The sequence below is a fragment of the Rubrivivax albus genome, assembly GCF_004016515.1.
In the GTDB taxonomy this organism is placed as follows: Bacteria; Pseudomonadota; Gammaproteobacteria; order Burkholderiales; family Burkholderiaceae_C; genus Rubrivivax; species Rubrivivax albus.
This window is the reverse complement of sequence record NZ_SACT01000007.1, coordinates 1-25,684: the sequence shown is the minus strand read 5'-3', so window position 1 is coordinate 25,684 and position 25,684 is coordinate 1. Positions and strand designations below refer to the sequence as shown.

Sequence of the window (25,684 nt, the reverse complement as noted above, 5' to 3'; positions counted from 1 at the left end):
GGGCGAGGGGGACTTGTGGGGGGATTTTCAAGCGGTGGGCCGGGAAGCCGGCGCACCGCAACAGCTGCCAAGGACCCCTCACCCATCCCCCACCCCTTCCCGTGAGGGAAGGGGCCATGCCCACCCCCCGCCCGCCCGTGGGCGGGAGCGAGGAGAGCCGAGCGAGAGGATCAGTTTTCAGGGCACCAGATCCGGACCCGGCTGACCGCTCATCGCAAGGAGAAGCCCCATGGCTGCCATCCAGGTGATCCAGCGCAATGCCCACCTCGCCGGGCCGGTGCGCTACGACATGGTCGAAGGGCGCGAAGGCAAGATCGCGCGCGCCATCTTCATCGCCATCAGCAATACGCGCCGCGGTGCCGGCGATGCCCGTGAGGACGAACCCACCTCCATCCAGTGGACGCTGTGGGACCGGCAGGCGGAGAACGCCGCCCGCTACCTGGGCACGGGCTCGCACGTCAACGTGGTCGGCTGGGTGCGCAACCACCGCTACGAGAAGGACGGTGCCACGGTCTACGGCCTGGACTTCACGGCCGACGAGGTCGATTACCTGGACACCCGCGCCGAACGCGAGGCCCGGGAAGGGCGCCAGGCTTTCGTGGCCGACATGCAGGCGCACGAGACCAGCGGCCAGGCCCCAGCCCGTGACGCCCGACCCGCGCGCCGCAGCGCCAAGGCCTGACCGGCCGCGCCATCCGCTGCCACCCCATCCGATCGAAGGAGATCACACCATGCACACGATGCCGACCCTGGCCACCCGCTTTGCCCGCAACACCCGCGTCCTGCGCGCCGACGAGCCGCTGACCGAGGACCAGATGCGCTGTGCGGCGCCGTCCATCTTCGCCGCCGGCAAGCACGCCAGCCGTTCCGAGCGCTACACCTACATCCCCACCATCGAGGTCCTGCGCGGCCTGCGCCGCGAAGGCTTCGAGCCCTTCATGGTGGCCCAGGGCGGCAGCCGGGTGGAGGGCAAGGCCGCCTACACCAAGCACATGATCCGCATGCGCCACCGCGGCGGCCACGCCGGCGCGCTGCAGGCCCGCGCCGAGGCCAACGAGATCATCCTCATCAACAGCCACGACGGCGCCAGCAGCTACCAGATGCTGGCCGGGATGTTCCGCTTCGTCTGCTGCAACGGCCTGGTGGTGGGCGACGTGGTGGAGGACATCCGAATCCCGCACAAGGGCAACATCCAGGGCGAGGTGATCGAAGGCGCCTTCCGCGTGCTGGACGAGTTCGAGGCCGTGGGCGAACACACCGAGGCGATGAAGGCCCTACAGCTCGACTCGCCGGAGGAGGTGGCCTTTGCCACCGCCGCGCTGGCGCTGCGCTTCGGCGAGCGCGCCGTGGCCGACACCTGCGGCCACCAGCCGGCGCCGGTGACGGCCGAGCAGCTGATCGAGGCACGGCGGCCCGAGGACATCGGCCACAGCCTGTGGCACACCTTCCAGCGCGTGCAGGAGAACGTGATCCGCGGCGGCCAGCCGGGCCGCAGCGCGCAGGGCCGCCGGACGCAGACAAGGCCGGTGGGCAGCATCGACCGCGGTGTCAGCCTCAACCGCGCCTTGTGGATGCTGGCCGAGGAGATGCGCAAGCTCAAGGCCTGAAACCGCAAGCTCCAATGTGGCCCACCGCTTGGCGGTGGGCCATCTCATGGGGCACACCCGCGCGCAGGCCGGCTGACGCCGGCCCTTACAACAACCGTAGCAGGTCGACGAGCGCCCAGGTGGCGGCCGAGGCTACCGCGGCAGTCGCCGCATGGCTGAGCCAGGCCGGCACGCCGACGGGCTGTCGCGCCAGCGCTGACTGCAGGCGCTGCAGCGTCGCGCCGAGTTCGGCGCCAAAGGCCACGCGCGCCGCGTCGTCCATCGCGCGGCTTTGCCGATCGATGGCCTGCCGCGCCGCTTCGTCCGTGCGCGCCACAATGTGCTGCACGGCTTGCAACCGCGCCTGCTCGGTCAGGGCCTGGATCCGCGCCTCGAATCCGGCGAGCTGCTCGGCCAGCTGCTGCTGCGCGTCGTCCAGCGCCTGCCGCGATGCTTCCGACCTGGCTTGCAGCGCCTCCACACGGTCCAGCAACCGGGCCAGTTCGCCCAGCGCCTCGGCGATCAAGGCCTCCCGTGCCGTGGTGGCTGGCTTCAAGGGTTCACGCCAGCTGCCGACGCAGCGTCGGCATGTTGGTCGGCAAATGCACCGAGCTGCAGCGCCGCAAAGCAGGCATCGAGCTCCGGCACCACGCCGATGGCCAGCCGCCGTGTCGCCAGGCGCTGGGCCAGCGCCAGCCGCACGCCGCTGTCGGTGGCCGCGGCGATCAAGGCCTTGTAGTCGGTCCGGTCGGCAGCCAGGTCCGCCAGGTTCACGGCCGACCCCTGAACGCGCCCGTAGATCTCGTTGACGCCGAGCCGGCAGTCCAACGATGCCGTGGCCACCGAAGATTGCTGCAGGAACGCGATCACCGGCTCGAACACACGCTCGAGCTCCGTGCCGTCGTCGACCATGTTGAACAGCACGTGCACCCGGCTGGCCGGAATGCCCAGGCGCGACAGCTCCGCCAGGGTGGCGATCGTGTCGCGCTGCTGCTTGCCCGCGGGCACCGTGGGCACGACGAAGGCGTCGAAGTCCTCGTGACTGCCGCGGTAGCGGCGCATCAGCGCCAGCAGGTCCTCGATGTTGCTGGCGCCGATGTCCACCACCACGCTGTCCACCACCTGCAGGTACTCCTGCAGTTCAGCGAACTGCCGGCCACGGATCACGTGGTCTTCGTCGTCCCCGGCGTTGATGCTTTCGATGGCGACGATGCGCGCGCCTGGCAGACGGGGCGCCAGCAGGTGGCGCGCGATCGTGGTCTTGCCGACGTTGCCGGAGAAGCTAATCACGGCGATTTTCATGGGCGGGGGTCTCCTGCATCAGCGGGTTGGTGACTCGGCCCTGCATGAAGCTGTCGGCAATCTGCCGGCCGCTGCGCGGGTCGCCGGTGTAGGGGGAGGGTGACGGTGCAGTGACTGTCTGCCTGGCCTGGTGCAGCGCCGGCGCACAGGCTGTCGGTCGCGGCGCCGTCTGTATGGACGGCGCAGAGGGCGCAGACGCGAGCGGCTTTGCCGCCTCGCGCTTGACGGTGCTGCTGCTGACGATCACCCCGGCATCGCGCAGCGCCTGGCGGATGGCTTCGAAGCTATAGCCTGCCGCACGCAGCCGGTGAATCTCGGCCGCGAAGGCCAGCGCCTTGCGGGTGGCCCGGCCGGGCGGGAGCTTGGGGGCGAGTTCCACGGCGTCAGGGTGATTCGGCAGTGCGCTTAGTCTGGGCTTGGCCCATAACACTTGCGGCGATGAATCGGCACGCAGTTTCATCGCCGGGACGATCCGGGACCTGCCTGGACTGTCGCTGCAGCGAGGTTGGCTCGCTCTCGGCCCGCTGACGGTTCGCCTGCGGACCGCATTCGGCACGCCAGCGCTGCGCGTGTGGGCCGGAACCGGGCCACGACCCTCCAGCAGAAAGGCAGGCACTCGGCCTGGATCGCTGATTTCCAGGCGGAAATCATCGCCGTCCAGGCATGTGCCCAAGCCCAGACTGCATCCAAGGGTGAGTGCAGGATAGGCGCAGCGGCGCCGATGTCTGACACGCCCGGCATGTCAGGAGGACTCGCATGGAACGCTCGTCGAGGGACCGCCTCAGCGTCGATCTCCGTGGCCTGAAGGCCCCGCTGCTGGCTCGTGCGCAGGCGCAGCGCCTCACCCCGTCGGCGTTCATCCGCGGCATGCTGGCCGCGCAGCTGGGTCCACCACAGGACGCCGCTTCGCATCCGACATCGACCAGCCCGACTCGTGTCCGCGCCAGCCGGGTCAGGCTCAGCCTGCGCATGGGCGCGGCCGAGGCGCGGCGGATCCACGAAGGTGCCAGGCGATCGGGCGTTTCCGTGGGCGACTACCTGTCCGGCCTGGCCGCCGGCGTGCCGGTGTTCACCGACGGCGGCACGCGGCAAGCGCATGTCGGCGCGCTGATGGCCTCCACCGCCGAGTTGGCCACCCTAAGCCGGCACCTCCACCGGCTGGCCACGCTGCTGGCTTCAGGGAACGTCGAAGCCGCTCGCCCCTACCGCGCCATGCTGGCCTCGCTGAACGCCGACGTTCGGCGCCACTTGGCCCTGGCATCGACGGTGCTGGCCGATCTGCAGCCACGCCGCGGCACGGCACAGCCCGCCGACGTGTGGGCACGCTGACAACCGGGAGAGAACCGATGCCATCAGATCCCGCCATCGACCAGGCCCTGGTCACCTGGGGTGATCGGCTCTTCTATCCGGGCAACCGCATCGTCAAGTCGCGGCCCGCGCCGCGCCTGATGGGCAAGGGCCTGCAGCAACGCGCTGACCACATCCGCGGCCGCATCCGGGCCACCGTGGTGCGCCGCGCGCCGCAGGTGATGGTCAAGGTCACCGGCGGCGGGCGCGGCATGAAGGCCATTGCGGCGCACTTTCGCTACATCAGCAAGAACGGCCGTCTGGAGATCGAGGACCAGCGCGGCGAGGCCATCCACGGCCGTGAGGGCCTGCGCGGCCTGGCAGACGAGTGGCGGTTCGGCGGCTCATTGATCCCCGAGGATGCCGAGTATGGCCACCGGCGCGAAGCCTTCAACATCATGCTGTCCATGCCCCGCGGCACCGACCCGCTGGCTGTGCAGCGTGCCGCGCGCGCCTTTGCCCGGGCCGAACTGGCCGGGCACAAGTACGTGATGGTGCTGCACGACCACCAGGCCAACCCGCATGTGCACCTCAGCGTGCGCGCCGAATCGGCCCAGGGCCGGCGGCTCAACCCGCGCAAGACCGACCTGCACCGCTGGCGCGAGACCTTCGCCGAGCAGCTGCACGAGCAGGGCATCGATGCCGAGGCCACGCGGCAGGCCACTCGGGGCGCGCGACGTCAGCCCGCCGCGCTGTGGCAGATCAAGGCCGCGGAAGCCCAAAGGCTGGCCTTCCCCCGCCCAGGGCAGCGCACCGGTGCCGCGGCCAACGCCAACCGCGCCGCGGCGCGGGACGCGTGGCAGGCGCTTGCGGCTGCGTTGGCCGGGTCAGCACAAGCTTCGGATCAGCGCCTGGGCGCTGCGATCCGAGATCATGCGCAAAGCCTGGCCCGTGCCCCGCAGCCCACGCGTGATCGTCAAGACGCGATGCTTGGCCCCGCCCCACGAAACCCGGACCGGGCCCGCTGATGGCCGCCACCAAGCGCCACGCCATGGTTGCTACCATCCCGCAGCGCCCATGGGGCGCGCGGATGCCCATGAACGCAGAAGCCGTCGACCTAGCCCACTTGGACCCGATTCAGCGGCCTTTCGCCGTCGCTGACTTCACGCTCGCCAAGCAGTCAGCACGCTGCAACGACGGTGGCGCGAGCATCGGAAGGGCCACGGCATGAGCAAGCCACGAACCGGCAAGGCGCCGGCACCCACCCCACCCGCGCCGACCAAGTCGCCCGGGCTGGGCACGGCGCCCGCAGGCTATGCCGATTGGCTAGTGGCGCTGAAGCAGCGCATCCATACGGCGCAGCAGCGCGCTACGCTGGCGGTGAACCGGGAGCTGGTGCTGCTGTACTGGCAGATCGGGCGCGACATCCTGGTGCGCCAGGCCGCGCAGGGCTGGGGCACCAAGGTGATCGACCGGCTGGCCAAGGACCTGCGGGCCGCCTTCCCCGACATGAAGGGCTTCTCGCCGCGCAACCTGAAGTACATGCGCGCCTTTGCCGAGGCCTGGCCCGACGGCGAGTTTGTGCAAGCGGTGCTTGCACAATTGCCCTGGTACCACCAGCTGGCGCTGCTGGACAAGCTGCCAGGCCCGGAGGCACGCCGCTGGTACGCCGCCAAGGCCATCGCGCACGGCTGGTCGCGCAACGTGCTGGTGATGCAGATCGAGACCCGGCTGCTGGAGCGCAGCGGTCAGGCCGTCACCAACTTTCCGGCCACGCTGCCGGCGCCGCAATCGGACCTGGCGCGGGAATCCATCAAGGACCCGTACCGCTTCGACTTCCTGGGCCTGGGCGACGAAGCGCAGGAGCGCGACATCGAACATGCGCTTGTGCGCCACGTGACCGAGTTCCTGCTGGAGCTTGGCGCCGGTTTCGCCTTCGTCGGCAGGCAGGTTCTGCTGGACGTGGGCGGCGACGAGTTCTTCATCGACCTGCTCTTCTATCACCTGAAGCTGCGCTGCTACGTGGTGATCGAGCTCAAGGGAGGCAAGTTCAAGCCCGAGCACCTGGGCCAGCTGGGCTTCTACCTCACGGCGGTGGACCGCCAGGTGAAGAGCGAACACGACAACCCCACCATCGGCCTGCTGCTGTGCAAGAGCAAGAACAAGATCGTGGCCGAGTACGCGCTGGGCGACAAATCACAGCCCATGGGCGTGGCCGAGTACAAGCTGCTGGAATCGTTGCCGCCGGAACTGCAGACCAGCCTGCCCAGCATCGAGCAGATCGAGCGCGAGCTGGGTGGTGGTGATGTGGTTGGGGAGAGCGAAGAACGGTGACCTGAGTTGCCAACGAGTTGGTGGCGGAGCTTTTGGCGCAGACCAAGACTTCGGGAAGCCAGAAGCAGTGGGTTGGCTGCCACCCCTCGTCGAGCATCAGCTACAGACTGGGTGCAGCCACTCGCGCTCGACGGTTGAGCTACGGCTTTGGCCACAAGCCGCCCTACGCGGGGCGGCAACACCGATGACCGCTCCGTGTTCGTGACCGGACAGCCTACCGGCGCCGCGTGGGTGGCGGCGGTCGAACGACCGCTGTCACCAGCGGCGAACTGGACCTACCGACCCAAAGCAGACCTAGCTAAGGCAAATCCGAATGCCAGATAGCAGGCATTCAGGGCCGCGCGAGCTCATTCCCCTCATAGCCAGTCCTATGGGCCTGGCGCCTCTGTCGCAACATCTGGCCGTCGCTGGCCCCTTGACTTTCCACTATGTTTCTATAACCTTAGAACTATGAACGAAAAAGCCGCCGTCTCCGCGCTCGCCGCCCTAGCCCAGGAGGCACGCCTTCGCGTGTTCCGCGCCCTCGTCGGCGCGGGCCCCGAGGGCATGACGCCCAGTGCGCTCTCGGCAATGCTCGACATCCCGGCCTCCACGCTGTCCTTTCACCTGAAGGAGCTGATGCACGCCGACCTCGTGAGCGCCGAGCGCGACGGCCGCAATCTGCACTACCGACCGGCGCTGAAGCAAATGAACGATCTGCTGGCCTACCTCACGGCGCACTGCTGCCAGGGCCAGGCCTGCGCACCCACCGGCGCCAAGCGCCGCACCACCTGCTGACCCGGAGAACCTCATGAAGCGATTCCATGTCCACGTCCATGTCGACGACCTCTCCAAGAGCATCGGCTTCTACTCGAAGCTGTTCGCGGCCGAGCCCACGCGCATCGAGGGCGACTACGCCAAGTGGATGCTTGAGGACCCGCGCATCAACTTCGCCATCTCCACGCGCGGCAGCAAGGCTGGCATCGACCACCTCGGCTTCCAGACCGACGACGCCGAGGAACTCGCGGCCCTGAAGGCGCGGGCCGAGGCCGCCGACATTGCGTTGCTCGATGAAGGCGAGACCACCTGCTGCTACGCCCGCAGCGAGAAACACTGGGTCACCGATCCCCAGGGCATCGCCTGGGAGCATTTCCACACGCTGGGCAACATCCCAGTCTTCAACGAAGCCGCGGAAGCGCGAGCCACTGCGACGGCCTGTTGCACGCCCGCGCCGGCCGCGACCGAAACGGCTGCCCCTGCCTTGGCCGTGGCCGAGTCCGCCGCCTGTTGCACGCCGAACCCCCGAGGCAAGCCGATCAGCATCCCGGTGAAGTCGCAGTCGTCCTGCTGCTGAACGCTCGGGCACGCCGGGCAAGCGCCGGCAGCGTCGGCGCGTGTCACCGAACTGTCATCCATCATTTCTACACTGATGGAAGTACCGTTTGATTTCCCGAGGGAGAAGCGATCGTGAGAGTTGGCATTAATGGCATGGGACGCATTGGACGGTTGGCCCTGCGCGCCGCGATGGGCGCGGCCGAACGCCCCGCGGATGATCCCCGCGTAGGCAACCGCCTGGAGGTGGTGCACCTCAACGAATTGAAGGGCGGCGCCGCCGCCACCGCGCACCTGCTGGAGTTCGACAGCGTGCAGGGCCGCTGGCGCAAACGCATCGCCGCGGAAGGCGAGTCGGCCATCCGGATCGGCGATCGACAGCTGGGCTTTTCGTCGCATGCCACCGCTGCGGAGATTCCGTGGGGCGACGCTGGCGTCGACGTGGTCCTGGAGTGCACCGGCAAGTTCCTCACGCCGGAGACGATCCAGGGCCACCTGGACCGCGGTGCCAAGCGTGTCATCGTCGCTGCGCCCGTCAAGGTCGGCGACGTGCTGAATATCGTCGTCGGCGTCAACGAGCATCTCTACGAACCCGGCCGGCACCGCATCGTGACCGCCGCCTCCTGCACCACCAATTGCCTGGCGCCAGTGGTCAAGGTCGTGCACGAGGCCATCGGCATCCGCCACGGCCAGATCACCACCATCCACGATCCGACCAACACCAACCTGATGGTCGATGCGCCGCACAAGGACCTGCGACGCGCCCGCAGCGCGATGCTCAGCCTGGCACCGACGACGACAGGCAGTGCCACCGCCATCGCACTGATCTATCCCGAGCTCAAGGGCAAGCTCAACGGCCACGCCGTGCGCGCGCCGGTGCTCAACGCCTCGCTGACCGACTGCGTGTTCGAGCTCAAGCGCGAGACCACACCTTCCGAGGTGAATGCCCTGTTCGCGCATGCCGCCCAGGGGCCGCTGGCCGGCATCCTCGGCTACGAGGAGCGCCCGCTCGTCAGCGCGGACTACGCACGCGACACGCGCAGCTCGATCGTCGACGCGCCTTCGACGATGGTGACCGATGGCACGCTGCTGAAGGTCTACGCCTGGTACGACAACGAGATGGGCTACGCGTGCCGCATGGTCGATCTCGCCTGCCACATGCAACGCCAGGGCATCTGAGGCAGCCATGAACCAGGGCACCCGCAACTACGCCATCGTCACCGCCGCGTACTGGGGCTTCACCCTCAGCGACGGCGCGCTGCGCATGCTGGTGCTGCTGCACTTCTACCGGCTCGGCTACTCACCCTTCACGCTGGCCTTCCTGTTCCTGCTCTATGAGGCCATGGGCGTGGTGGCCAACCTGATTGGCGGCTGGCTGGCCACGCGCTACGGCATCAAGCGCATGCTGACGGTGGGCCTCTTCACCGAGATCACCGGCTTCCTGCTCATGTCCGCGCTGTCGCCGAGCTGGTCGGTGGCGCTGTCGGTCGCCTGGGTCGTCGCGGCGCAAGGCATCTGCGGCGTCGCCAAGGACCTGACCAAGACAGCCAGCAAGTCCGCCATCAAGGCCACGGCCGGCGATGCCTCGGGCCAGCTGTTCAAGTGGGTCGCCTTCTTCACCGGCAGCAAGAACGCGATGAAGGGCGTGGGCTTCTTCCTCGGCGGGTTGCTGCTGCAGGCCGTCGGCTTCCAGGCCGCGCTGTGGATCATGGCCGGGCTGCTGGCGATCGTCTTCGTCGGCGTCGTCAGCTTCGTGCCGCCGCTGATGGGCAAGAGCAAGGCTTCAAAGTCGGCCAAGGAGCTGTTCGCCAAGAACCGCGGCATCAACCTGCTCGCAGCGGCACGGGTGGCACTCTTCGGCGCGCGCGACGTGTGGTTCGTGGTCGGCGTGCCGGTGTTCCTGTACGCCTCGGGCTGGACCTTCACGATGGTCAGCGGATTCGTGGCGCTGTGGACCATCAGCTACGGCGTGGTGCAGGCGGCCGCCCCGGCCATCGTCCGGCGCAGCGACGATGGCCTGAGCGCCGAGGTGCCTGCAGCACGCCTGTGGTCGACTCTGCTCGCGCTCGTGCCCATCGTCCTGGCCGGTCTGGTGCTCGCAAAGGTCCCGAACCTCGAGTGGGTCGTCGTCGCCGGGCTCGCCGTGTTCGGCTTCGCCTTCGCGGTGAACTCCTCGGTCCACTCCTACCTGGTCCTCGCCTATGCCGGTTCAGAGAAGGCTGCCGAGGACGTGGGCTTCTACTACGCTGCCAATGCCCTGGGCCGCTTCTTCGGCACCCTGCTGTCGGGCCTGCTGTACCAGTGGGGCGGGCTGGCCTGGTCGCTGGCCGGGTCGGCCGTGCTGCTCGTGACCTGCTGGCTGGTCACGCTGGCGCTTCCGACACGCTTGCAGGTCTCCAAACGACCCGCGCTCGATGGCGCCGAGGCCCAGGGCGTGGATCTGGACCGGAAGGTCCAGGCGCCCGCCGCAGCCGCGACACACCAGGGGACCTGACCGTGATGGACGAGAAGGCCGCCGTTCGTGCATTGGGAGCGCTGGCGCAGGACGTGCGCCTGCGCATCTATCGCGCCGTCGTCGGCGTTGGCCCCGCCGGCATGACACCGGGCGCCATTGCGAGCGAACTGACCGTCCCACCCTCGACCGTGTCCTTCCACGTCAAGGAACTGCTGTATGCCGGCCTGATCACGCAGGAGCGTGACGGCCGGCACCTGATCTACCGGCCGAGCATCGACACCATGAACGAGTTGCTCGCCTACTTGTCGGCGCACTGCTGCCAGGCCGTCTCATGCGTCACCCGCGATGGGGCGCCCGTGGCGTCCGACAACCCATGCACCACCTGCTGAACCGAACCACCGCCACCTACGGAGACGCCTCATGAGCGACAAGGTCTACAACGTGCTCTTCGTCTGCACGCACAACTCGGCGCGATCCATCATGGCCGAGGGCATCCTCAACAGCCTGGGCCGCGGTCGCTTCCAGGCCTTCTCGGCGGGCAGCCACCCGGGCACGTCGGTCAACCCGTTCGCGCTGAAGACCCTGTCGGCGCTGCGCATCCCGACCGATGGCTTTCGCAGCAAGGACTGGGACGAGTTCGCGCGGCCGGGCGCGCCCGAACTCGACTTCGTGTTCACGGTCTGCGACAAGGCGGCCGGCGAGGTCTGCCCGGTCTGGCCTGGCCAGCTGATGACGGCGCACTGGGGCGTGGCCGATCCGGCCGCCTTCGCGGGCACTGACGAGCAGAAGGCCAAGGTCTTCTGGGATACCGCGATCGTGCTCAAGCGCCGCATCGAGCTGATGCTGGCGCTGCCGCTGGCGTCGCTGGACAAGATGGCCATCCAGCGAGAGATCAAGGACATCGGGACGCGCTGAACCATGTCGAGCGCCGCCCTGCCCGCCCGGCCGGCCGCACCGGCACCGATGAGCGTCTTCGAGCGCTACCTGACCGTCTGGGTCTTCCTGTGCATCGTCGTGGGCATTGCCCTGGGCCAACTGCTGCCCGGCCCGGTCCAGGCCATCGGCCGGATGGAGATCGCGAAGGTCAACCTGCCGGTCGGGCTGCTGATCTGGGTGATGATCATCCCGATGCTGCTGAAGGTCGACTTCGGCGCACTGAGCCAGGTGAAGCAGCACTGGCGAGGGATCGGCGTGACGCTGTTCGTCAATTGGGCCGTCAAGCCCTTCTCGATGGCGCTGCTGGGCTGGATCTTCATCCGCCATGTGTTCGCGCCCTACCTGCCGGCGGGCCAGGCGGACAGCTACATCGCAGGCTTGATCCTGCTGGCCGCGGCGCCCTGCACGGCGATGGTCTTCGTCTGGAGCCGGCTCACCCACGGCCACCCGCTCTTCACGCTCAGCCAGGTGGCGCTGAACGACACCATCATGGTGTTCGCCTTCGCGCCCATCGTCGCGCTGCTGCTCGGCCTGTCGTCGATCATCGTGCCCTGGGACACGCTGATCACCTCGGTGGTGCTGTACATCGTGATCCCGGTGGTGATCGCGCAGCTCTGGCGCAAGGCGCTGCTGGCCAGAGGACAGGCGGCTTTCGACGCCACGCTCGCGAAAATCGGGCCGTGGTCCATCACCGCGCTGCTGGCCACGCTGGTGCTGCTGTTCGGCTTCCAGGGCGAGGCCATCCTGAAGCAGCCGCTGGTCATTGCGATGCTCGCGGTGCCGATCCTGATCCAGGTGCTGTTCAACTCCGGACTGGCCTACTGGCTCAACCGCAGGCTCGGCGAATCGCACAGCGTGGCCTGCCCGTCGGCGCTGATCGGCGCCAGCAACTTCTTCGAGCTGGCCGTGGCCGCGGCGATCAGCCTGTTCGGCTTCGAGTCGGGTGCCGCGCTGGCCACCGTGGTCGGCGTGCTGATCGAGGTGCCGGTGATGTTGCTCGTGGTGCGGTTCGTGAACCAGAGCAAGGCCTGGTACGAGGCCGGCGCGAGAGGCTGAGCCACGCCGCCGGGCCGATCGATCGCACCGATGAGGTCATCGCCGGACGCATGATTGACGTCAAGGTTTCGCAGTTGCGAAGGCGCATAGTGGTCACAAAGGACGCGTCATGCAGATCAAGGTTCTAGGGTCAGGCTGCAGCAAGTGCCGCAGCACGATCGGCATCATCGAACGCACGGCCCGCGACGCGGGCGTCGAGGTCGAGATCGTCAAGGTCGAGGATCACGACAGGATCATGGCCTTCGGCGTGCACGTCACGCCGGCGGTCGTCATCGAAGGCCGGGTGGTGCACAGCGGAGGCATCCCATCGCACGAAGCGGTGCAGGCGTGGTTCAAGCCGGCCGGCGTCGGGTTCATCGAGCACGCGACCCGGCACCTCTTCTTCACCGGCAAGGGCGGCGTCGGCAAGACCTCGCTCTCCACCGCCACCGCGCTGACGCTGGCCGATGCCGGCAAGAAGGTGCTGCTCGTCAGCACCGATGCCGCGTCGAACCTCGACGAGATGCTCGGCATCGAACTGCACAACACGCCCGTGCCGGTGCCCGGCGCGCCCGGCCTGTCGGTCCTGAACATCGACCCCGACACCGCCGCCGAGTCGTACCGCCAGCGCGTGCTGGCGCAGATGGGTGCGAGCGCGACGGCCGAGGAACTGTCGACCGTTCGCGAGCAACTGTCGGGGGCCTGCACGACCGAGATCGCCTCGTTCGACGAGTTCTCCTCCCTGCTGGCCGACGGCGCGCAAGACTGGGACCACGTCGTCTTCGACACCGCGCCCACGGGTCACACCCTGCGCCTGCTCAGCCTGCCCAAGGCCTGGACCGGATTCCTGGACGGCAACGACCGCGGCGCATCTTGCCTGGGCCCGCATTCGGGACTGAAGATGCAGGAGGCGCGCTTCCAGGCCGCGCTCGATGCGCTGGGCGACCCCGCGAAGACCACGGTCGTCGTGGTGACCCGGCCCGACCGTGGCGCGATCGAAGAGGCGGCGCGCACTTCAGTCGAACTGCGCGAGCTGGGGCTGGACAACCAGCGCCTGGCGATCAACGGCGTGTTCCATGCCAGTGACCGCAGTGACGCGGTGGCCTGCGCGCTCGAAGACCTAGGGCAGCGGGCGGTGGAGGCCCTGCCGGCCACGCTGCGGGCACTGCCGCAGGACCGAGTGCCTCTGCGCCCCTTCGATACCGTCGGCCTGCCGGCCCTGCGCGCACTGCTGGTCCCCGGCGTTGCCCCGGTCGCCCTGCGCGCGGTGGCACCCGCCGGAGAGACTGATCCGCTTCCCGACCTCGCGGCGCTGGCCGATCAACTGGCCGCGGCCGGTCACGGCCTGGTCATGGTCATGGGCAAGGGCGGCGTCGGCAAGACCACCATCGCCGCGGCGCTGGCCATCGGCCTGGTCCAGCGTGGCAAGACCGTGCACCTGAGCACCACCGACCCCGCCGCGCACCTGTCCGGCACGCTGGATGGCGACCTGCCGGGCCTGAAGGTGAGCCGCATCGACCCGAAGGTCGAGACGCAGCGCTACATCGACAAGATCATGGCCGCCAGGTCGCCGCAGCTCGACGCGCAGGAACAGGCCCTGCTGCTGGAAGACCTGCAGTCGCCGTGCACGGAAGAGGTGGCGGTGTTCCATGCCTTCTCGCGCATCGTCAGCGAAGGCCGCAGCGCCTTCGTGGTGCTGGACACCGCCCCCACCGGCCACTCGATGCTGCTGATGGACGCGACCGGCGCCTACCACCGTCAGATGACGCGCGAGTTCGAAGGCCATGGCGGAGCCCGCATCGTGACGCCGCTGATGCGGCTGCAGGATGCCGCTTACACGAGGATCATCCTGGTGACCCTGCCCGAGGTGACGCCGGTGTCCCAGGCCGCCGCGCTGCAGGACGACCTGCGCCGCGCCCGCATCGAACCCTATGCCTGGGTGCTCAACAAGAGCGTGCTGGCGGCGGGAACGCACGATCCGCTGCTGCAGGCCCGGCTCGCGGGTGAACGCAAGCAGATCGAGCGCATGTCCTCAGGCCTCGCGCAGCGGCTGTATGCGCTGCCCTGGCTGCCGGTGCCACCGATCGGCCTCGGTGAGTTGTCGAAGCTGGTCCGCGCCCCGCTGCCTGCAGGCGCCCTCGTGCCCACCTGACGGGCTACTGCACGCGCCCGGCCGCCTGGCCACCGCCCAGTTCGCTGACGAACGACGATGGCAAGGGGCGAACCCTGGTTCCCGGCTTGCGCTTGCTGACGGTGCCGATGTTGACGCAGCACACCGGCACCTCGTCGGCCGCCAGTCCGCACAGCTCGCTCAATCGCTTCGAGGCCATCGCCTGACCGCTGGTCAGGCCGGCGCCGAAGCCCATCGCATGGGCGCCGAGCAGCAGGTTCTGGATCGCGGCCCCCATGGACACCATGCGCTCCAGCGCCGGTGTGTCCGGCTCGCGAGGCCCGAGGCACGCAATGGCCACCATCAGCAGGGGCGCACGGTGGGCCTTCTCGCGGGCCGATTCGATCTGTTCGAGCGTCGCACTGGGGTCGCGGTCGATCAGGGTCAGCGCGAACACCTCGGCCAGCCGATGGCGTTGGCCGGCCGGCACGATGATGAAGCGCCAGGGCGTCAGCAAGCCATGGTCGGGCGCCGCAGCCGCCAGGGACAACAGCTCGTGCAACTGCTCGGCGGTCGGGCCCGGCTCCACCAGGCGCTTGGGCGAGACGTTCTGGCGCGACCCGATCAGGGCCTGCGCAAAGCCGACGGCATCACCTTCGTGGCCGATCGCGGGCGGACTGGTGTGCTGCGATCGGCCCCGGCCTTCGCGCTCACCGGGGTCTGCGTGGTCCATGTTCATCGGAAGAGTCCTCGTCGAAAGGGGGTGCCCGCCGGCACCCCGGAGCACGCAGCACTCAGGCGAAGCGCCGTTCCTTGTAGCTGATGCTCTGCTTCCAGTCGTCGACGCTGCCCACCCGCTTGATGCTGCCCCAGGTGCCCTTGTAGTACGGCACCACGTTGCGGTCGACCCAGGGGCTGGTCACGTCGCCCGCCACGCCCTTGATATAGCCGAACAGCATGAAGGTCTGGCCCGCCTTGATGGCCTTCATCGGGTAGGCCATCGCGTAGGTGCTGCCGAAGTCGTTGAAGACCTCGACCACGTCGCCGGCGGCCACCCCCAGCGTGCGCGCGTCCTCGGGATTCATCTCGAGGTAAGCCATCGGGTAGCGGTCGCGCACGAAGCTGTTGTACTGGTCGTGGTACGCCGTCTGCCAGACCTCGTTGGCGCGTCCGTTGTTGATCCAGTACCGGTGCTTGGCCTTCTGGTCAGCCACGATCTTCGGCAAGCCGTTCCAAGGTGCCGGCTTGAACTCGGCCTTGCCGTCCTTGGTATCGAACTTGCCGTCGGCATACTGGATCTCGGTGCCGATCAGTTTGTCGCCTTCCACACGCTGGATCGGCAACTGAACACCGTTGTTGCCCGCCTTGCGCAGCAGCGCGTAAGTGGCCAGGTGGCCGGTGTCGCCGCCCTGGCTGTCGATGGGTGGCGCGCCGGGACGGCCGGCGCGGCGGAAGCCGTCGTTGAAGGCATCCTCTTCCGTCTTCCAGTCGAAACCGTCGAAGCGCGTGGCCATGTCGGCCTTGCCGTCCTTCAAGTACATCGCCTTCAGCGTGTTGGCGATGTCGGCGGCGATCAGGCAGTCGGGCTTGGCCGAGCCGGGCGGGTCCATGAACTTTTCGGACAGCCGCAGTCGCCGCTCGCCGTTCATCGAGGTCAGGTTCATCTCGCCCGGGTGCGCGGCCGGCAGCAGCATGTGCGCCTCCTCCGCCAGAGTGGTCGGGTAGAGATTGATGCCCACCACGTACATGCCGCCCTTGTTCTTGCAGGCGTCGTAGATGATGTCCACCATCTGCTCGACGCTCGCGCCCTTGGCCCGCGCCATGGCCTCGTTGACGATCTGTGCACGCCGCCCGAGCACGCGGCGGTGCTCCTCGGCGTTCAGCGTCGTCTGGAACGGGTTGGTGCCCCAGATCGTGTACATCAGCCCGCGGCCCTGGATGACCTCTTGGTCGATGTAGATCTTCTTGTCGCCGGGGTACGGCGGCCGGGTGTAGCCCTCCTGGTGGCCGCCCATGCGGCACACACCGGTGCCCCGCCTGCCGACGTTCTGCGTGGCCAGCACCAGGCTCACGAGTGCGCTCTGGATGACGTAGTTGTCGTTGCCCCAGATGATGCCCTTCTCGTAGGCATGGAAGGTGCGCGGGCGGTGTCCCGAGGCCTTGGGCTTGTAGGCCCACTCCGCGGCCTGGCGGATCTTCGCCGCCGGGATGCCGGTCGCCTTCGAACCATCCTCCAGCGACATGCGGTTGACCTTCATCGCATCGTCGAAGCCGCGCGTGAACTTGGCGATGAAGGCCTTGTCGTGCCACCCCTGGTCGACCACGTAGGTCAGCAGCGTGTTGAACAGCGCCGTGTCCGAACCCGGCTCGATGTCCAGGTGCAGCACGTTGTCCTTGCCGGCGATCTGCTCGCAGATGGCCACTGTGGCCGAGCGGCGCGGGTCGACGATGACGATCTTCGCCGCCGCCGCAGTCTCGCCCGCGAAGCGGGCCTTCTTCTTGTCCACCGTGCCGCCGTTGAGATTGGGCAGCCAGTGGTTGAGGAAGTAGTTGGTCTGCGTCTCGTAGGAGTTGCAGCCGACGGCGACGATGCAGTCGGACAACTGGGCGTCCTCGTAGCTGTTGTTCAGCTCGCCCACGCCCATCTCGCGCGTGGCGTGGCACTCGCTGTTGTAGGCCGGCCGGTTGTGGATGCGCACCATCGACGTCTGCAGCGCACTGAACATCAGCTTGCCAGTGCCCCAGGTGTTCTCGAAGCCGCCGCCGGCGCCACCGTGGTCGAAGCAGTCGTAGAGCAGGCCGCTCGGGCCGTCGTTGTCGAGGATCTTCTTGGTCAGGCCGGCGTAGATCGCCAGCGCGTTGTCCCAGCTGGTGTCGAGCCACTGGTCGCCGCGATTGATGCGCGGGCTCTTCAGGCGGTCGCGGCCGATGCCGTCGTGCGCGTACATGTACGAGGCCATCTTGCCGCCGCGCGTGGACGACAGGCCGCTGTTCACCACGCACGCTTTGTCGGGCACGATCATGATGTTCCAGCGCTTGCCGCTGTGGTCGGTGACCGTGTTGGTCATCGCCTTGGTCATCGTGATCTGCAGCGGCGGCACCTGCCGCGTGAAGTCGACCCCCAGCGCGTTCTGGCTGGCAGCGCGGCCACCCTCGCGGTTGGCGTCCCACTTGTACACGTGGTAGCCGCAGCCCACGATGCAGAAGTGGCAGGTCATGTTGGTCTTCTGCGCGTCTTTCGGGGGCAGCGCGATGCGGTCCTTGATCTGGGTGCTCATGCCGCGCTCCTTACAGGATGTTGGCCTGGCGGCCGTAGATCAGGCCTTCGATGCCGACGGCGGCGACCGTGTCGGTCTTCGCGTCGTACTCCAGCAGCACCTTCGGCAGGTCTTCGGTGGCCTGCCCGCACACCATCTGGCCGCCGTTCTCGGGGTCGAAGATGGAGAAGTGGCAGCTGCACTTGAAGGTCTTGGTGCCGCCGTCGTAGGCCACCGGGCAGCCCATGTGCGTGCACAGCGAGCTGAAGGCCACGATGTCCTTGTTCGGGCCTACACCGCCCGGAACGGCAGAGCCCATGCGGAGTGCGACACAGGGCGAACTGGCGTCGGGGTAACTGAAGCCGACGGCCTGGTTGACGGGCATGCCGCCTGCCTTGCCGACGCTGCGCTTGGGATAGTTGAGGTTCGTCGAGGTGCTGCCGGCCGGCGATGCCGCCTGGGCCGCGCCCGGCACCAGCGCTGCGCCGGCCGTGCCGACGACGGCCGCAGCGCCGCCACTGGACTTGAGGAATATGCGGCGGTTGAGCTTGTGCTCTTGCATGGCTTGTCTCCTGGGGTGTTGTGATCCGAACGGCTCATGCACAGCAAGCCACATGCCAAGAAGCCAACTCAATGAAATCAAGCACTTGGCTGCAGGCGCTTAGGGCTTAGTCCGGATGGCGTAACGAGAGTCGCCGGGTGTACGTTACGGAAACGAAACCGCCGGAGCGTGGCATGCACAGAAGGAGACTGCTGAGGGGGGCCGCCGTGATGGCGGCTGCGCCGGGCTTGGCGCTGGCCCAGGAGCGGCTGCGCATCGGCCTGACGGCGGTGATCCTGGCGGACCAGGCTGCCTTCCTGGCGCGCTGGGCCGACTACCTCTCGCAGCGCCTCGACACCCGCGTCACCTTCGTGTCGCGCGACCAATACCAGACGGTGCACGACCTGCTCTTCAACGGCCAGATCGATGCGGCCTGGACCTGCGGCTATCCGTTCGTGCGCTTCCAGTCGCAACTGCAACTGGTGGCCGTGCCGCTCTACCAAGGCCAACCGAGCTACCAGTCCTACCTGATCCGACCGCTGGGCGATTCGACGGTGACCGGGTGGTCGTCGCTGGCCGGCAAGGTCTTCGCCTATTCGGACCCACTGTCGAACTCGGGCTGGCTGGTGGCCCAGGGTGAGTTCGCGAAGGCGGGCATCGGCCAGCGGGACCTCAAGCGCACGTTCTTCGCGCACGGGCATCGCAACGTGGCCGATGCGGTGGCATCGCACCTGGCGGATGCGGGTTCGATCGACGGGTACGTCTGGGAGACGATGAAGCTGCAAGGCATGGCCGGGGCGAGCCAAACCGAGGTGATTTGGAAGTCGAGCCTGCACGGCTTCCCGCCGCTGGTGGCCGCCACGGGTGCGGCGTCGGCCCGCATGGAGGCCTTGCGGCGCAGCCTGCTCGACATGCAGAAGGACGATGCCGGGCGAGCCCTCCTGAAATCGCTCAACCTCGACGGCTTCATCGCCGGCCAGGTGGGACTGTTCGATTCCATCCGGCAGCTCGCGCGCAGCGTGCCGGGCTCCGGGGTGACAACCTAGTGCTGTCGCGGCTGCCCTATCGCGTCCAGATCCCCTTGGGGCTGTCGCTGGCGGTCGTGCTGGCGGCGCTGCTGGTCACCGCTGTTGCGGCGCAGATCTTCGCCCGCACCGCGCGCACCGACACGCTGGCCACGGTGGACCGTGCCGCACAGTTGCTGTCGGCGCAGTCGCTGCCGCTGCTGGCCGCCGACGACATCTGGCGTGTCTTCGCGCTGCTGCGCAACACCGCGGCCTTCCTGCCCGGCGCTGCGACCGGGCAGGCCCGCGCGGCGGTGCTCGACAGCGAAGGCCGGGTCTTCGCCAGCTCGGCCCCGCAACTGCTGCGGACCGCGAGCGCCCTGATGGGCCAGCCAGTCAATGGCTTCACCCTGCCCTCACCGGCTGCCGTCACGAAGCGCCTGCGCATCGACCGGCCAGACGGATCGATCGCACTCGTCGAACCCATCCGCAGCGAGGACGGACAGGTGCTCGGCTTCACCTACATCGAGGTCGATGCCCCGGTGTTCGCGGCCGATTGGGCTGCGCTCACCGAGCCCGCGCTGATCGGCGTCGGGCTCGCCGCCTTCATCCTGCTGCCGGCCGGGTGGTGGATCGGCCGACGCATGACAGCCCCTGTCCTAAGCATGGCGAGCGTGATCGAGCGACTGGGACGGGACGAGCCGGCCCGACTCAAGGAACAACTGCCGCACACCAAGGACCCCGAACTCGGACGTATCAGCGCGGCGGTGGAGCAGCTGATCTCCGAGATGCAGGTGCGCCAGCAGGCGGAGCGGCGCGCGCTGTCGGCCGAGCGCATGGCCGCCGTGGGCCGCATCACCGCCGCGGTAGCGCACGAGATCAACAACCCGCTGGCGGGCCTGCTCACGGCCACCCAGACGCTGAGCGTGCATGGCGCCTCAGAGGAGACCCGCAGGCGCACGCTCAACCTGCTGCAGCGCGGTCTCAACCAGATCCAGACCACCGTGGCGGCCCTGCTACCACAGGCGCGCGTAGAGGACCGTGCGCTGGAGATCGACGACTTCGCCGACGTGGTCACCCTCGCCCACCCCGACGTGTCGCATCGCGACGTGAAGCTCACGACCGCCGTCGAAGTCGAGTCCGCCATCCGCGTGCCCTCGGCGGCGCTGCGTCAGGTGATGCTGAACATGCTGCTCAATGGCGTCTCGGCGGCGGGCGAGCCCGGCGCTGTGCATGCCGAGCTGCGCGCCGACGCCGACCGCGTCAGCTTCAGCGTCGCCCACGGCGGCAAGACGCTCACCGCGGAGGGCCTGCAAAGCACGGTGGCGGCTGAGAGCGGCGACGACCCCCGGGGCTTCGGCCTGTGGGTCTGCCGGGAGATCGCCACCCAGTACGGCGGCGGCTTCGACGTCGACGACTCGCACCGGCAGGGTACGCGCCTTGTGTTCTGGATACCCAATCGAGAGACCCATGAAGAGCCTGTTGTTGATTGAGGACGACCCGATCATGGGCGAGTCGCTGGTGCAGCGCTTCGAGCTCGAAGGCTTCACGGTGCAGTGGTGTCGCAGGCTGGCAGAAGCCGCCGAGGCGCTGCCCGCCGGCTTCAGCGCCGTGATCAGCGACGTGCGCCTGACCGATGGCCTGGCGACGCAGTGGTTCATGGAACTGCCCACGGCGCAGCGGGAGCTGCCCTGGTTTTTCCTCACCGGCTATGGCAGCGTCAACGACGCCGTGGCCACGGTGCGCGCCGGCGCGCGCGAGTACCTGACCAAGCCCTTCGACATCGAGCGCCTGGTCGCCATGGTCCAGGAGGCCAGCTCGCCGGCCACGACCGTCCCGGAGGACAGCGTGCTCGGCATCTCGCCTGCGATGCGGCATGCCGAGGCGCTGGTGCGCAAGGTCGCGAAGCAGCGCGTGCCGGTGCTGCTGACTGGCGAGTCCGGGGTCGGCAAGGAGGTGGCGGCCCAGCTGATCCACCGGCTGGGCGAGCGGGCTGGCCAGGGCGAGTTCATCGCGGTGAACTGCGCGGCAGTGCCCGAGACGATGATGGAGGCTGAGTTCTTCGGCTACGAGAAGAACGCCTTCACCGGCGCGGCCCGCATGCACCGAGGCTACCTCGAGCGCGCTGACGGCGGCACGCTCTTCCTCGACGAGGTCGGCGAACTGACAGCCAGCATGCAGGCCAAGCTCCTGCGCGCGCTGCAGGAGCGCAGTTTCTTCCGCCTGGGTTCTGAGAAAGTGACGCGCAGCGACTTCCGAATCATTGCCGCCACGAACCGCGACCTGCACGCCGACATGGCGGCCGGCACCTTCCGCGAAGACCTGTTCTACCGGCTCGCCGTCATCCGCATAGGGCTGCCGCCGCTGCGCGAGCGCCCGGAAGACATCCGCTGGCTGACCGAGCGCATGCTGCAGCAGATCGCCGTCGAGCAGGGCCGGCCCATGGCCATGTCCGAAGCGTTCATGCGCGATGTGATGGCCCGGACCTGGAAGGGCAACGCCAGGGAGCTGCGCTCGTTCCTGGAAGAAGCCGTGGTGCTCAGCGAAGCAGGCATCCTGGACGTGCCCGACGCCGCTGTGACGCAGCGCGGTGCGTCGCCGGTCGAAGGCACGTCCGGCGCGTTCGCACCGCTGCACGCAATGGTCGAGGAGGCAGAACGCCGGCACATCCGCAGCGCCCTGGAGCGCACTGGGGGCAGCGTCATCAAGACCTCGGAGCTGCTGGGCATCAGTCGAAAGACCCTCTGGGAGAAGATGAAGAAGCTGAAGGTCGACAACGAAGTCCGGGCCGAGGGCCGGGGCACATAGCTGTCAATCGTGTGCGACCGCTCATGGCCGAACTCGGCCCTCGAACGACAGCAGTGCGCGCAGTTCCGAGTCTTGCCAGCTCTCAGGGGTTGCCAGCGAGAAGGTCGCCATCAATGTCCCGGGCGCTATGCAGCACCCGCACCACGTCAATCCCGTCCGGTAGAGGGACGTAGAAGATCACGTAGCGCTGGAACGGGAAGCTCCTGAGGTCCGTAGCAAGCTCGGGCCGTGCCCGAGCCCATCAACGGTTGCGTCGCCAGCCGGCCGAACGCGGCGTCGAGATCGTCGACCCAACGGTCCGCCGCCATCATGTCGTCATCGGCGATGTGATCCCAGACGTCCAGGATGTCGAGCGCCGCCAGCGGGCGCCGAACGACGTTTGCCACTGCAGCTCGGCTACGCGGTCTTGCGCACTCGCCGCGCACGGGCTTCGGACTTCATCGTTGACGCACTCCAGGGCTGTGACGCCCCGCTGGCCAAGCCTTGGCGGACGTCCTCCCGAAGCTGTTCGAGCTTTGCGGCGCGCAGGCGGTCCTGCTCGTCCATCAGCCGCAGCGCCTCGCGAACAACCTCGCTGGCCGAGGTGTACATGCCCGACGCCACCTTGGCGCGGACCAGTTCCTCGAGTTGCGGGGTGAGGTTGACGTTCATGCCCACGGCGTGGCCTCTAGGGTTGGGGCTTCTCAGTTTATCAAGGAATGTCAAAGATGGACATCCGACGCCTACTGGCGTCGGCGTCAGGGCGGCGGCGCCGAGCCGCCAACGAGGAGTCCACCATGGACACCACAACCGAAACCCGCATCCACCGCGAGCCTTGGAACAAGGGCAAGCTCGTCGGACAGAAGGCGCCGTTCAAGCTCAAGGACATCTGGGCGCTGAGAGTGCGCCTGCAGATGGAGGGCCGCGTGCGCGAACTCGCGCTGCTCAACCTGGGCATCGACAGCAAGCTTCGGGGCTGCGATTTGGTCGCGCTGAAGGTGCGCGACGTGTGCCACGGCGACCAGGTCGCGTCTCGGGCGGTCGTCATGCAACACAAGACGCAACGCCCGGTGCAGTTCGAGATCACCGAGCCGGCACGGGCGGCGCTAAGGGCCTGGATCAGGCAGGCCGCGCTGGAGCCCGACGACTACCTGTTTCCCAGCCGTCTGCACGACTCGCCACATCTCGGGACCCGGCAGTACGCCAGGATCCTCGGCCACTGGGTCGACGAGCAGGGCCTGGACCGGGCCGACTACGGCACGCACTCAATGCGCAGGACCAAGGCGACGCTCATCTACCGGCGCACCAAGAACCTGCGCGCCGTGCAGTTGCTGCTCGGCCATTCCAAGCTCGAGTCCACGGTGAGGTACCTCGGCATCGAGGTCGATGACGCGCTGGAGATCTCCGAGCAGACGGAGATCTGAGGTCGCTATCAGCAGCCGCACCAACCGTTGTGTTGGTGCGGCTGCCTTGCCTAATGGCGGCTACCTGACGAGCGAGTCAACTGGCGCTCCCGGCCAAGAGCTGGCGGAGTCGGCTGGCGGGTTTCTGGCTTGCCGTCCTTTACGTTTGGCGGCAGGAGCAACCGCAGGGCCGCCGTCAGCGCAGCCTGATCCACTGGCCGTCACTTCGGCAGCGCCGCTCGGGCCGTACTTCCTGCGTCGAGCTGACGTGGCGCTTGCCGTTCGGGCGCAGTGCCTCGTCCAGAGCACCGGCACGCGCGTGACCACGTTCACGCCGTCTGCCACCGATGGCGGGCCATGGGTTCATTTGTCCCAACGAATCGCCGATTGCCCACTGCGGATCACACGGCGCCATTGGGGCGGTCGCGCTGACCGGCAATCACCGTAGGGGCGTGTATGAGGATCGAGCGATTCACAAAGGCTACGGCCGTGGCCACCGTGCTGGCCCTGGCTGCCTGTGGTGGCGGCGGCAACGAAACGGCTTCTTCCGGCGGTGGGTCGGGCGGCGGCTCCGCACTCGTCGACCTGGGCCTGTCGCCGCAGGCGAACGCCGACGCCGGCAGCTCGTACACGAACGCTGCGCCCGACATCCGCATCTCGTACTACTTCCTGCCACATCCGCCGGCCGGCGTGGGCAGCCTGCGCGACGCGGTGGCCTACCTGGATGCCGACGGCGACGGCGACACCGATGTCTTCATGGCCACCGGCGACTACCTGCTGATCGGCGAGACCGGCAGTTTCCTGACCTTCAACACCGGAGCCGACATCTTCGCGTGGCAGACCGCCACGCCGCAGGCCTTTGGCGGCGCACTGCCCCCGGCCGAGCATGCGCGCAAGTCGATCACGGCCGACTTCAACGGCGACGGACTTGCCGACATCTTCGTGTTCGACCACGGCTTCGACGCTCCCCCGTTCCCTGGCGCCGCACCCAAGCTGATCCTGCAGACCGCCCCCGGCACGTTCAGCTGGACACGCATGCCTGACGTGGGCTTCCACCATGGCGGCGCGGCTGCCGACATCGACCACGACGGCGACATCGACATCTTCGTCGGTGGCTCCGACCCGTTCTTCTACGTCAACGACGGCGCCGCGGGCTTCACCAAAGTCACCAACCGATTCGACGACAGCATGGGCAAGGTGTTCAGCGCCGAACTGATCGACGTCGACCAGGACGGCTTCGTCGACCTGCTGCTGGGCGCGCATGAGCGAGACGGCGACCGCACCGCCATCTACTGGGGCAGTTCGACCGGGGCCTACAGCGCGGCCAGGCGCACGTTGATCCCGGTCGCCGCACCCTACGGCGCGGTGCTGGACTTCGACGCTGAAGACCTCGACGGCGACGGCGACCGCGACCTGGTACTCAACCGCACCCGTGACGGCGACGACGGCCCGGGTCTGGGCTTCTACATGGGCCGCACGGTGCAGGTTCTGCTGAACTCGGGTAACCGGCAGTTCAGTGACGTCACCGCGACCCATGTCGACAAGCCCACCGGCGAGCCCGGTTTCGGCGGCACCGACTGGTTCCCGTGGCTGCGCGTGCAGGACATCGACGCCGATGGCGACCTGGACCTGTTCCCCGACAACCTGGCCAGCGGAACCAGCATCGACTCGACCGGCCTGGTCTACCGCAACGACGGCAGCGGACACTTCACGCTGGAGTGGGTGGACGTCGGCTTGAGGTGAAGGCGGCGTACCTGATCGCCAGACGATCTGGGTGGCTGCATCGGCGCATAGCCTCCAACGGATCCGTACCTCTTCGCGCTGCAGTGCGGCAGACGATTGGATGCCCGCGGTCCTGAACTTCAGCCGCGGGCAACGCCAGCCATTTCGTCGTCACGACCTGCCCCGGTGCGCGCGCCGACAGATCCTTGAGCAAAGCCGCAGTCGCCCAGAGAGCCACCTGCAGATGTGTGCCCGCCACTACGGGACCTCTCTCCGGACCCGCGAACAGGGCCGACGACCGTATTACGGCCAGGGCCTCGGATGTCGGGTCAGGGTCGGTAGTACCAGTTCGCCCTTGGACGCAGCTGTCGTTCGGTCCAAAGTGGCGGGTCTCGGCCGCACCCGACGTCGGCTGCACTTCCTAGAGCGGTCACTCCCGAGGCGCGATCGGCGCCGCGCCGACGACTGCTACCTGGCAGTCACCATATGTCGCCGCCGATGCAAAACTGACCCACTGCGCCGAAGTAAATCTGACCCACCTGGGCGAAGCTGACGGCCTTTTGGCCGTCGATGTTGACCCAGGAGCAAGCAGTGGAGATACGAGTGATGGCCCG

28 protein-coding genes are annotated in these 25,684 nt (G+C 68.0%); 19 read left to right on the top strand and 9 right to left on the bottom strand.

Features of this window, described 5'->3' with window-relative positions; translation table 11 throughout:
• Positions 1 to 229 precede the first annotated feature (229 nt).
• Together ENE75_RS18200 and ENE75_RS18195 are read left to right on the top strand one after the other, a co-directional pair.
• Positions 230 to 682 (top strand): single-stranded DNA-binding protein, encoded by a 453-nt coding sequence (locus ENE75_RS18200; protein ID WP_128199763.1) that lies wholly within the window; start codon positions 230 to 232, stop codon positions 680 to 682.
• 49 nt (positions 683 to 731) lie between these two features.
• Entirely contained in the window at positions 732 to 1,607 is an 876-nt protein-coding gene (locus tag ENE75_RS18195) for a DUF932 domain-containing protein (protein WP_128199762.1), read from the top strand.
• Between the two features lie 85 nt (positions 1,608 to 1,692).
• On the opposite strand, the gene ENE75_RS18190 is transcribed toward ENE75_RS18195, so the two are convergent.
• The 3 genes from ENE75_RS18190 to ENE75_RS18180 are packed head-to-tail and all read right to left on the bottom strand — an operon-like array spanning position 1,693 to position 3,348.
• The gene (locus ENE75_RS18190; protein ID WP_233259158.1) at positions 1,693 to 2,112 is read right to left on the bottom strand and encodes a hypothetical protein; all 420 of its coding nucleotides are present in this window, start codon (positions 2,110 to 2,112) and stop codon (positions 1,693 to 1,695) included.
• Between the two features lie 26 nt (positions 2,113 to 2,138).
• The gene (gene stbB, locus ENE75_RS18185; protein ID WP_128199760.1) at positions 2,139 to 2,888 is read right to left on the bottom strand and encodes a StbB family protein; all 750 of its coding nucleotides are present in this window, start codon (positions 2,886 to 2,888) and stop codon (positions 2,139 to 2,141) included.
• Positions 2,869 to 3,348, bottom strand: coding sequence for a hypothetical protein (locus tag ENE75_RS18180; RefSeq protein ID WP_128199759.1), 480 nt, complete (start codon positions 3,346 to 3,348; stop codon positions 2,869 to 2,871). The genes stbB and ENE75_RS18180 overlap by 20 nt, the downstream gene beginning before the upstream one ends.
• Before the next feature lie 296 nt (positions 3,349 to 3,644).
• Between ENE75_RS18180 and ENE75_RS18175 the strand changes: the two genes are divergently transcribed.
• The 12 genes from ENE75_RS18175 to arsA all read left to right on the top strand — a co-directional run bounded on the left by ENE75_RS18175 (position 3,645) and on the right by arsA (position 14,398).
• Entirely contained in the window at positions 3,645 to 4,217 is a 573-nt protein-coding gene (locus ENE75_RS18175) for a hypothetical protein (RefSeq protein WP_128199758.1), read from the top strand.
• Positions 4,218 to 4,234: 17 nt separating this feature from the next.
• Complete coding sequence (locus ENE75_RS18170) at positions 4,235 to 5,203, top strand: relaxase/mobilization nuclease domain-containing protein (RefSeq protein WP_199232348.1); 969 nt, start codon at positions 4,235 to 4,237, stop codon at positions 5,201 to 5,203.
• Complete coding sequence (locus ENE75_RS24895) at positions 5,203 to 5,406, top strand: hypothetical protein (protein WP_158288993.1); 204 nt, start codon at positions 5,203 to 5,205, stop codon at positions 5,404 to 5,406. The genes ENE75_RS18170 and ENE75_RS24895 overlap by 1 nt, the downstream gene beginning before the upstream one ends.
• Positions 5,403 to 6,509, top strand: coding sequence for a PDDEXK nuclease domain-containing protein (locus ENE75_RS18165; RefSeq protein ID WP_199232347.1), 1,107 nt, complete (start codon positions 5,403 to 5,405; stop codon positions 6,507 to 6,509). Before ENE75_RS24895 ends, ENE75_RS18165 begins: the two co-directional genes overlap by 4 nt.
• Before the next feature lie 450 nt (positions 6,510 to 6,959).
• On the top strand, positions 6,960 to 7,286 hold the full coding sequence (locus ENE75_RS18160) for an ArsR/SmtB family transcription factor (RefSeq protein WP_128199757.1): 327 nt from the start codon (positions 6,960 to 6,962) through the stop codon (positions 7,284 to 7,286).
• A 13-nt stretch (positions 7,287 to 7,299) separates the two neighbouring features.
• Entirely contained in the window at positions 7,300 to 7,842 is a 543-nt protein-coding gene (locus tag ENE75_RS18155) for an ArsI/CadI family heavy metal resistance metalloenzyme (RefSeq protein WP_128199756.1), read from the top strand.
• Positions 7,843 to 7,955: 113 nt separating this feature from the next.
• Positions 7,956 to 8,999, top strand: a complete 1,044-nt coding sequence (locus ENE75_RS18150) for an ArsJ-associated glyceraldehyde-3-phosphate dehydrogenase (RefSeq protein ID WP_128199755.1) — start codon at positions 7,956 to 7,958, stop codon at positions 8,997 to 8,999.
• A gap of 7 nt (positions 9,000 to 9,006) precedes the next feature.
• Positions 9,007 to 10,314: an organoarsenical effux MFS transporter ArsJ gene (gene arsJ, locus ENE75_RS18145; RefSeq protein ID WP_128199754.1), complete on the top strand. Its 1,308-nt coding sequence runs from the start codon at positions 9,007 to 9,009 to the stop codon at positions 10,312 to 10,314.
• A 5-nt stretch (positions 10,315 to 10,319) separates the two neighbouring features.
• On the top strand, positions 10,320 to 10,664 hold the full coding sequence (locus tag ENE75_RS18140) for an ArsR/SmtB family transcription factor (protein ID WP_128199753.1): 345 nt from the start codon (positions 10,320 to 10,322) through the stop codon (positions 10,662 to 10,664).
• Between the two features lie 31 nt (positions 10,665 to 10,695).
• Entirely contained in the window at positions 10,696 to 11,190 is a 495-nt protein-coding gene (locus tag ENE75_RS18135; RefSeq protein WP_128199752.1) for an arsenate reductase ArsC, read from the top strand.
• A gap of 3 nt (positions 11,191 to 11,193) precedes the next feature.
• On the top strand, positions 11,194 to 12,267 hold the full coding sequence (gene arsB / locus ENE75_RS18130; RefSeq protein ID WP_128199751.1) for an ACR3 family arsenite efflux transporter: 1,074 nt from the start codon (positions 11,194 to 11,196) through the stop codon (positions 12,265 to 12,267).
• A gap of 109 nt (positions 12,268 to 12,376) precedes the next feature.
• Positions 12,377 to 14,398 carry an arsenical pump-driving ATPase gene (gene arsA / locus ENE75_RS18125; protein WP_128199750.1) on the top strand — a complete coding sequence of 674 codons (2,022 nt, stop codon included), beginning with the start codon at positions 12,377 to 12,379 and terminating at the stop codon, positions 14,396 to 14,398.
• Between the two features lie 4 nt (positions 14,399 to 14,402).
• On the opposite strand, the gene ENE75_RS18120 is transcribed toward arsA, so the two are convergent.
• Genes ENE75_RS18120 through ENE75_RS18110 form a run of 3 tightly spaced genes read right to left on the bottom strand, consistent with a single transcriptional unit; the run spans position 14,403 to position 18,175 of the window.
• Entirely contained in the window at positions 14,403 to 15,095 is a 693-nt protein-coding gene (locus ENE75_RS18120) for a nitroreductase family protein (protein WP_233259157.1), read from the bottom strand.
• A gap of 55 nt (positions 15,096 to 15,150) precedes the next feature.
• Positions 15,151 to 17,634 carry an arsenate reductase (azurin) large subunit gene (locus ENE75_RS18115; RefSeq protein WP_128199749.1) on the bottom strand — a complete coding sequence of 828 codons (2,484 nt, stop codon included), beginning with the start codon at positions 17,632 to 17,634 and terminating at the stop codon, positions 15,151 to 15,153.
• A 10-nt stretch (positions 17,635 to 17,644) separates the two neighbouring features.
• Complete coding sequence (locus tag ENE75_RS18110; protein WP_128199748.1) at positions 17,645 to 18,175, bottom strand: arsenate reductase (azurin) small subunit; 531 nt, start codon at positions 18,173 to 18,175, stop codon at positions 17,645 to 17,647.
• Between the two features lie 227 nt (positions 18,176 to 18,402).
• Here ENE75_RS18110 and ENE75_RS18105 point away from each other — a divergent pair, with 227 nt between their 5' ends.
• Genes ENE75_RS18105 through ENE75_RS18095 form a run of 3 tightly spaced genes read left to right on the top strand, consistent with a single transcriptional unit; the run spans position 18,403 to position 21,966 of the window.
• Complete coding sequence (locus ENE75_RS18105) at positions 18,403 to 19,200, top strand: substrate-binding domain-containing protein (RefSeq protein WP_233259156.1); 798 nt, start codon at positions 18,403 to 18,405, stop codon at positions 19,198 to 19,200.
• A complete protein-coding gene (locus tag ENE75_RS18100) occupies positions 19,200 to 20,651 on the top strand; it encodes a sensor histidine kinase (protein WP_128199746.1) in 1,452 nt (483 codons plus the stop codon). Before ENE75_RS18105 ends, ENE75_RS18100 begins: the two co-directional genes overlap by 1 nt.
• Positions 20,629 to 21,966 (top strand): sigma-54-dependent transcriptional regulator, encoded by a 1,338-nt coding sequence (locus ENE75_RS18095; RefSeq protein ID WP_128199745.1) that lies wholly within the window; start codon positions 20,629 to 20,631, stop codon positions 21,964 to 21,966. Before ENE75_RS18100 ends, ENE75_RS18095 begins: the two co-directional genes overlap by 23 nt.
• Positions 21,967 to 22,048: 82 nt before the next feature.
• On the opposite strand, the gene ENE75_RS25645 is transcribed toward ENE75_RS18095, so the two are convergent.
• The 3 genes from ENE75_RS25645 to ENE75_RS18085 are packed head-to-tail and all read right to left on the bottom strand — an operon-like array spanning position 22,049 to position 22,617.
• The gene (locus ENE75_RS25645; protein WP_259371717.1) at positions 22,049 to 22,147 is read right to left on the bottom strand and encodes a hypothetical protein; all 99 of its coding nucleotides are present in this window, start codon (positions 22,145 to 22,147) and stop codon (positions 22,049 to 22,051) included.
• A complete protein-coding gene (locus ENE75_RS25640) occupies positions 22,113 to 22,352 on the bottom strand; it encodes a type II toxin-antitoxin system RelE/ParE family toxin (protein WP_259371716.1) in 240 nt (79 codons plus the stop codon). Before ENE75_RS25640 ends, ENE75_RS25645 begins: the two co-directional genes overlap by 35 nt.
• Positions 22,353 to 22,362: 10 nt before the next feature.
• Positions 22,363 to 22,617 carry a type II toxin-antitoxin system ParD family antitoxin gene (locus ENE75_RS18085; RefSeq protein WP_128199744.1) on the bottom strand — a complete coding sequence of 85 codons (255 nt, stop codon included), beginning with the start codon at positions 22,615 to 22,617 and terminating at the stop codon, positions 22,363 to 22,365.
• A gap of 125 nt (positions 22,618 to 22,742) precedes the next feature.
• Here ENE75_RS18085 and ENE75_RS18080 point away from each other — a divergent pair, with 125 nt between their 5' ends.
• Both ENE75_RS18080 and ENE75_RS18075 read left to right on the top strand, forming a co-directional pair.
• On the top strand, positions 22,743 to 23,369 hold the full coding sequence (locus ENE75_RS18080) for a tyrosine-type recombinase/integrase (protein WP_128199743.1): 627 nt from the start codon (positions 22,743 to 22,745) through the stop codon (positions 23,367 to 23,369).
• Between the two features lie 468 nt (positions 23,370 to 23,837).
• Positions 23,838 to 25,091 (top strand): FG-GAP repeat domain-containing protein, encoded by a 1,254-nt coding sequence (locus ENE75_RS18075; protein ID WP_158288992.1) that lies wholly within the window; start codon positions 23,838 to 23,840, stop codon positions 25,089 to 25,091.
• Positions 25,092 to 25,684: the final 593 nt, after the last annotated feature.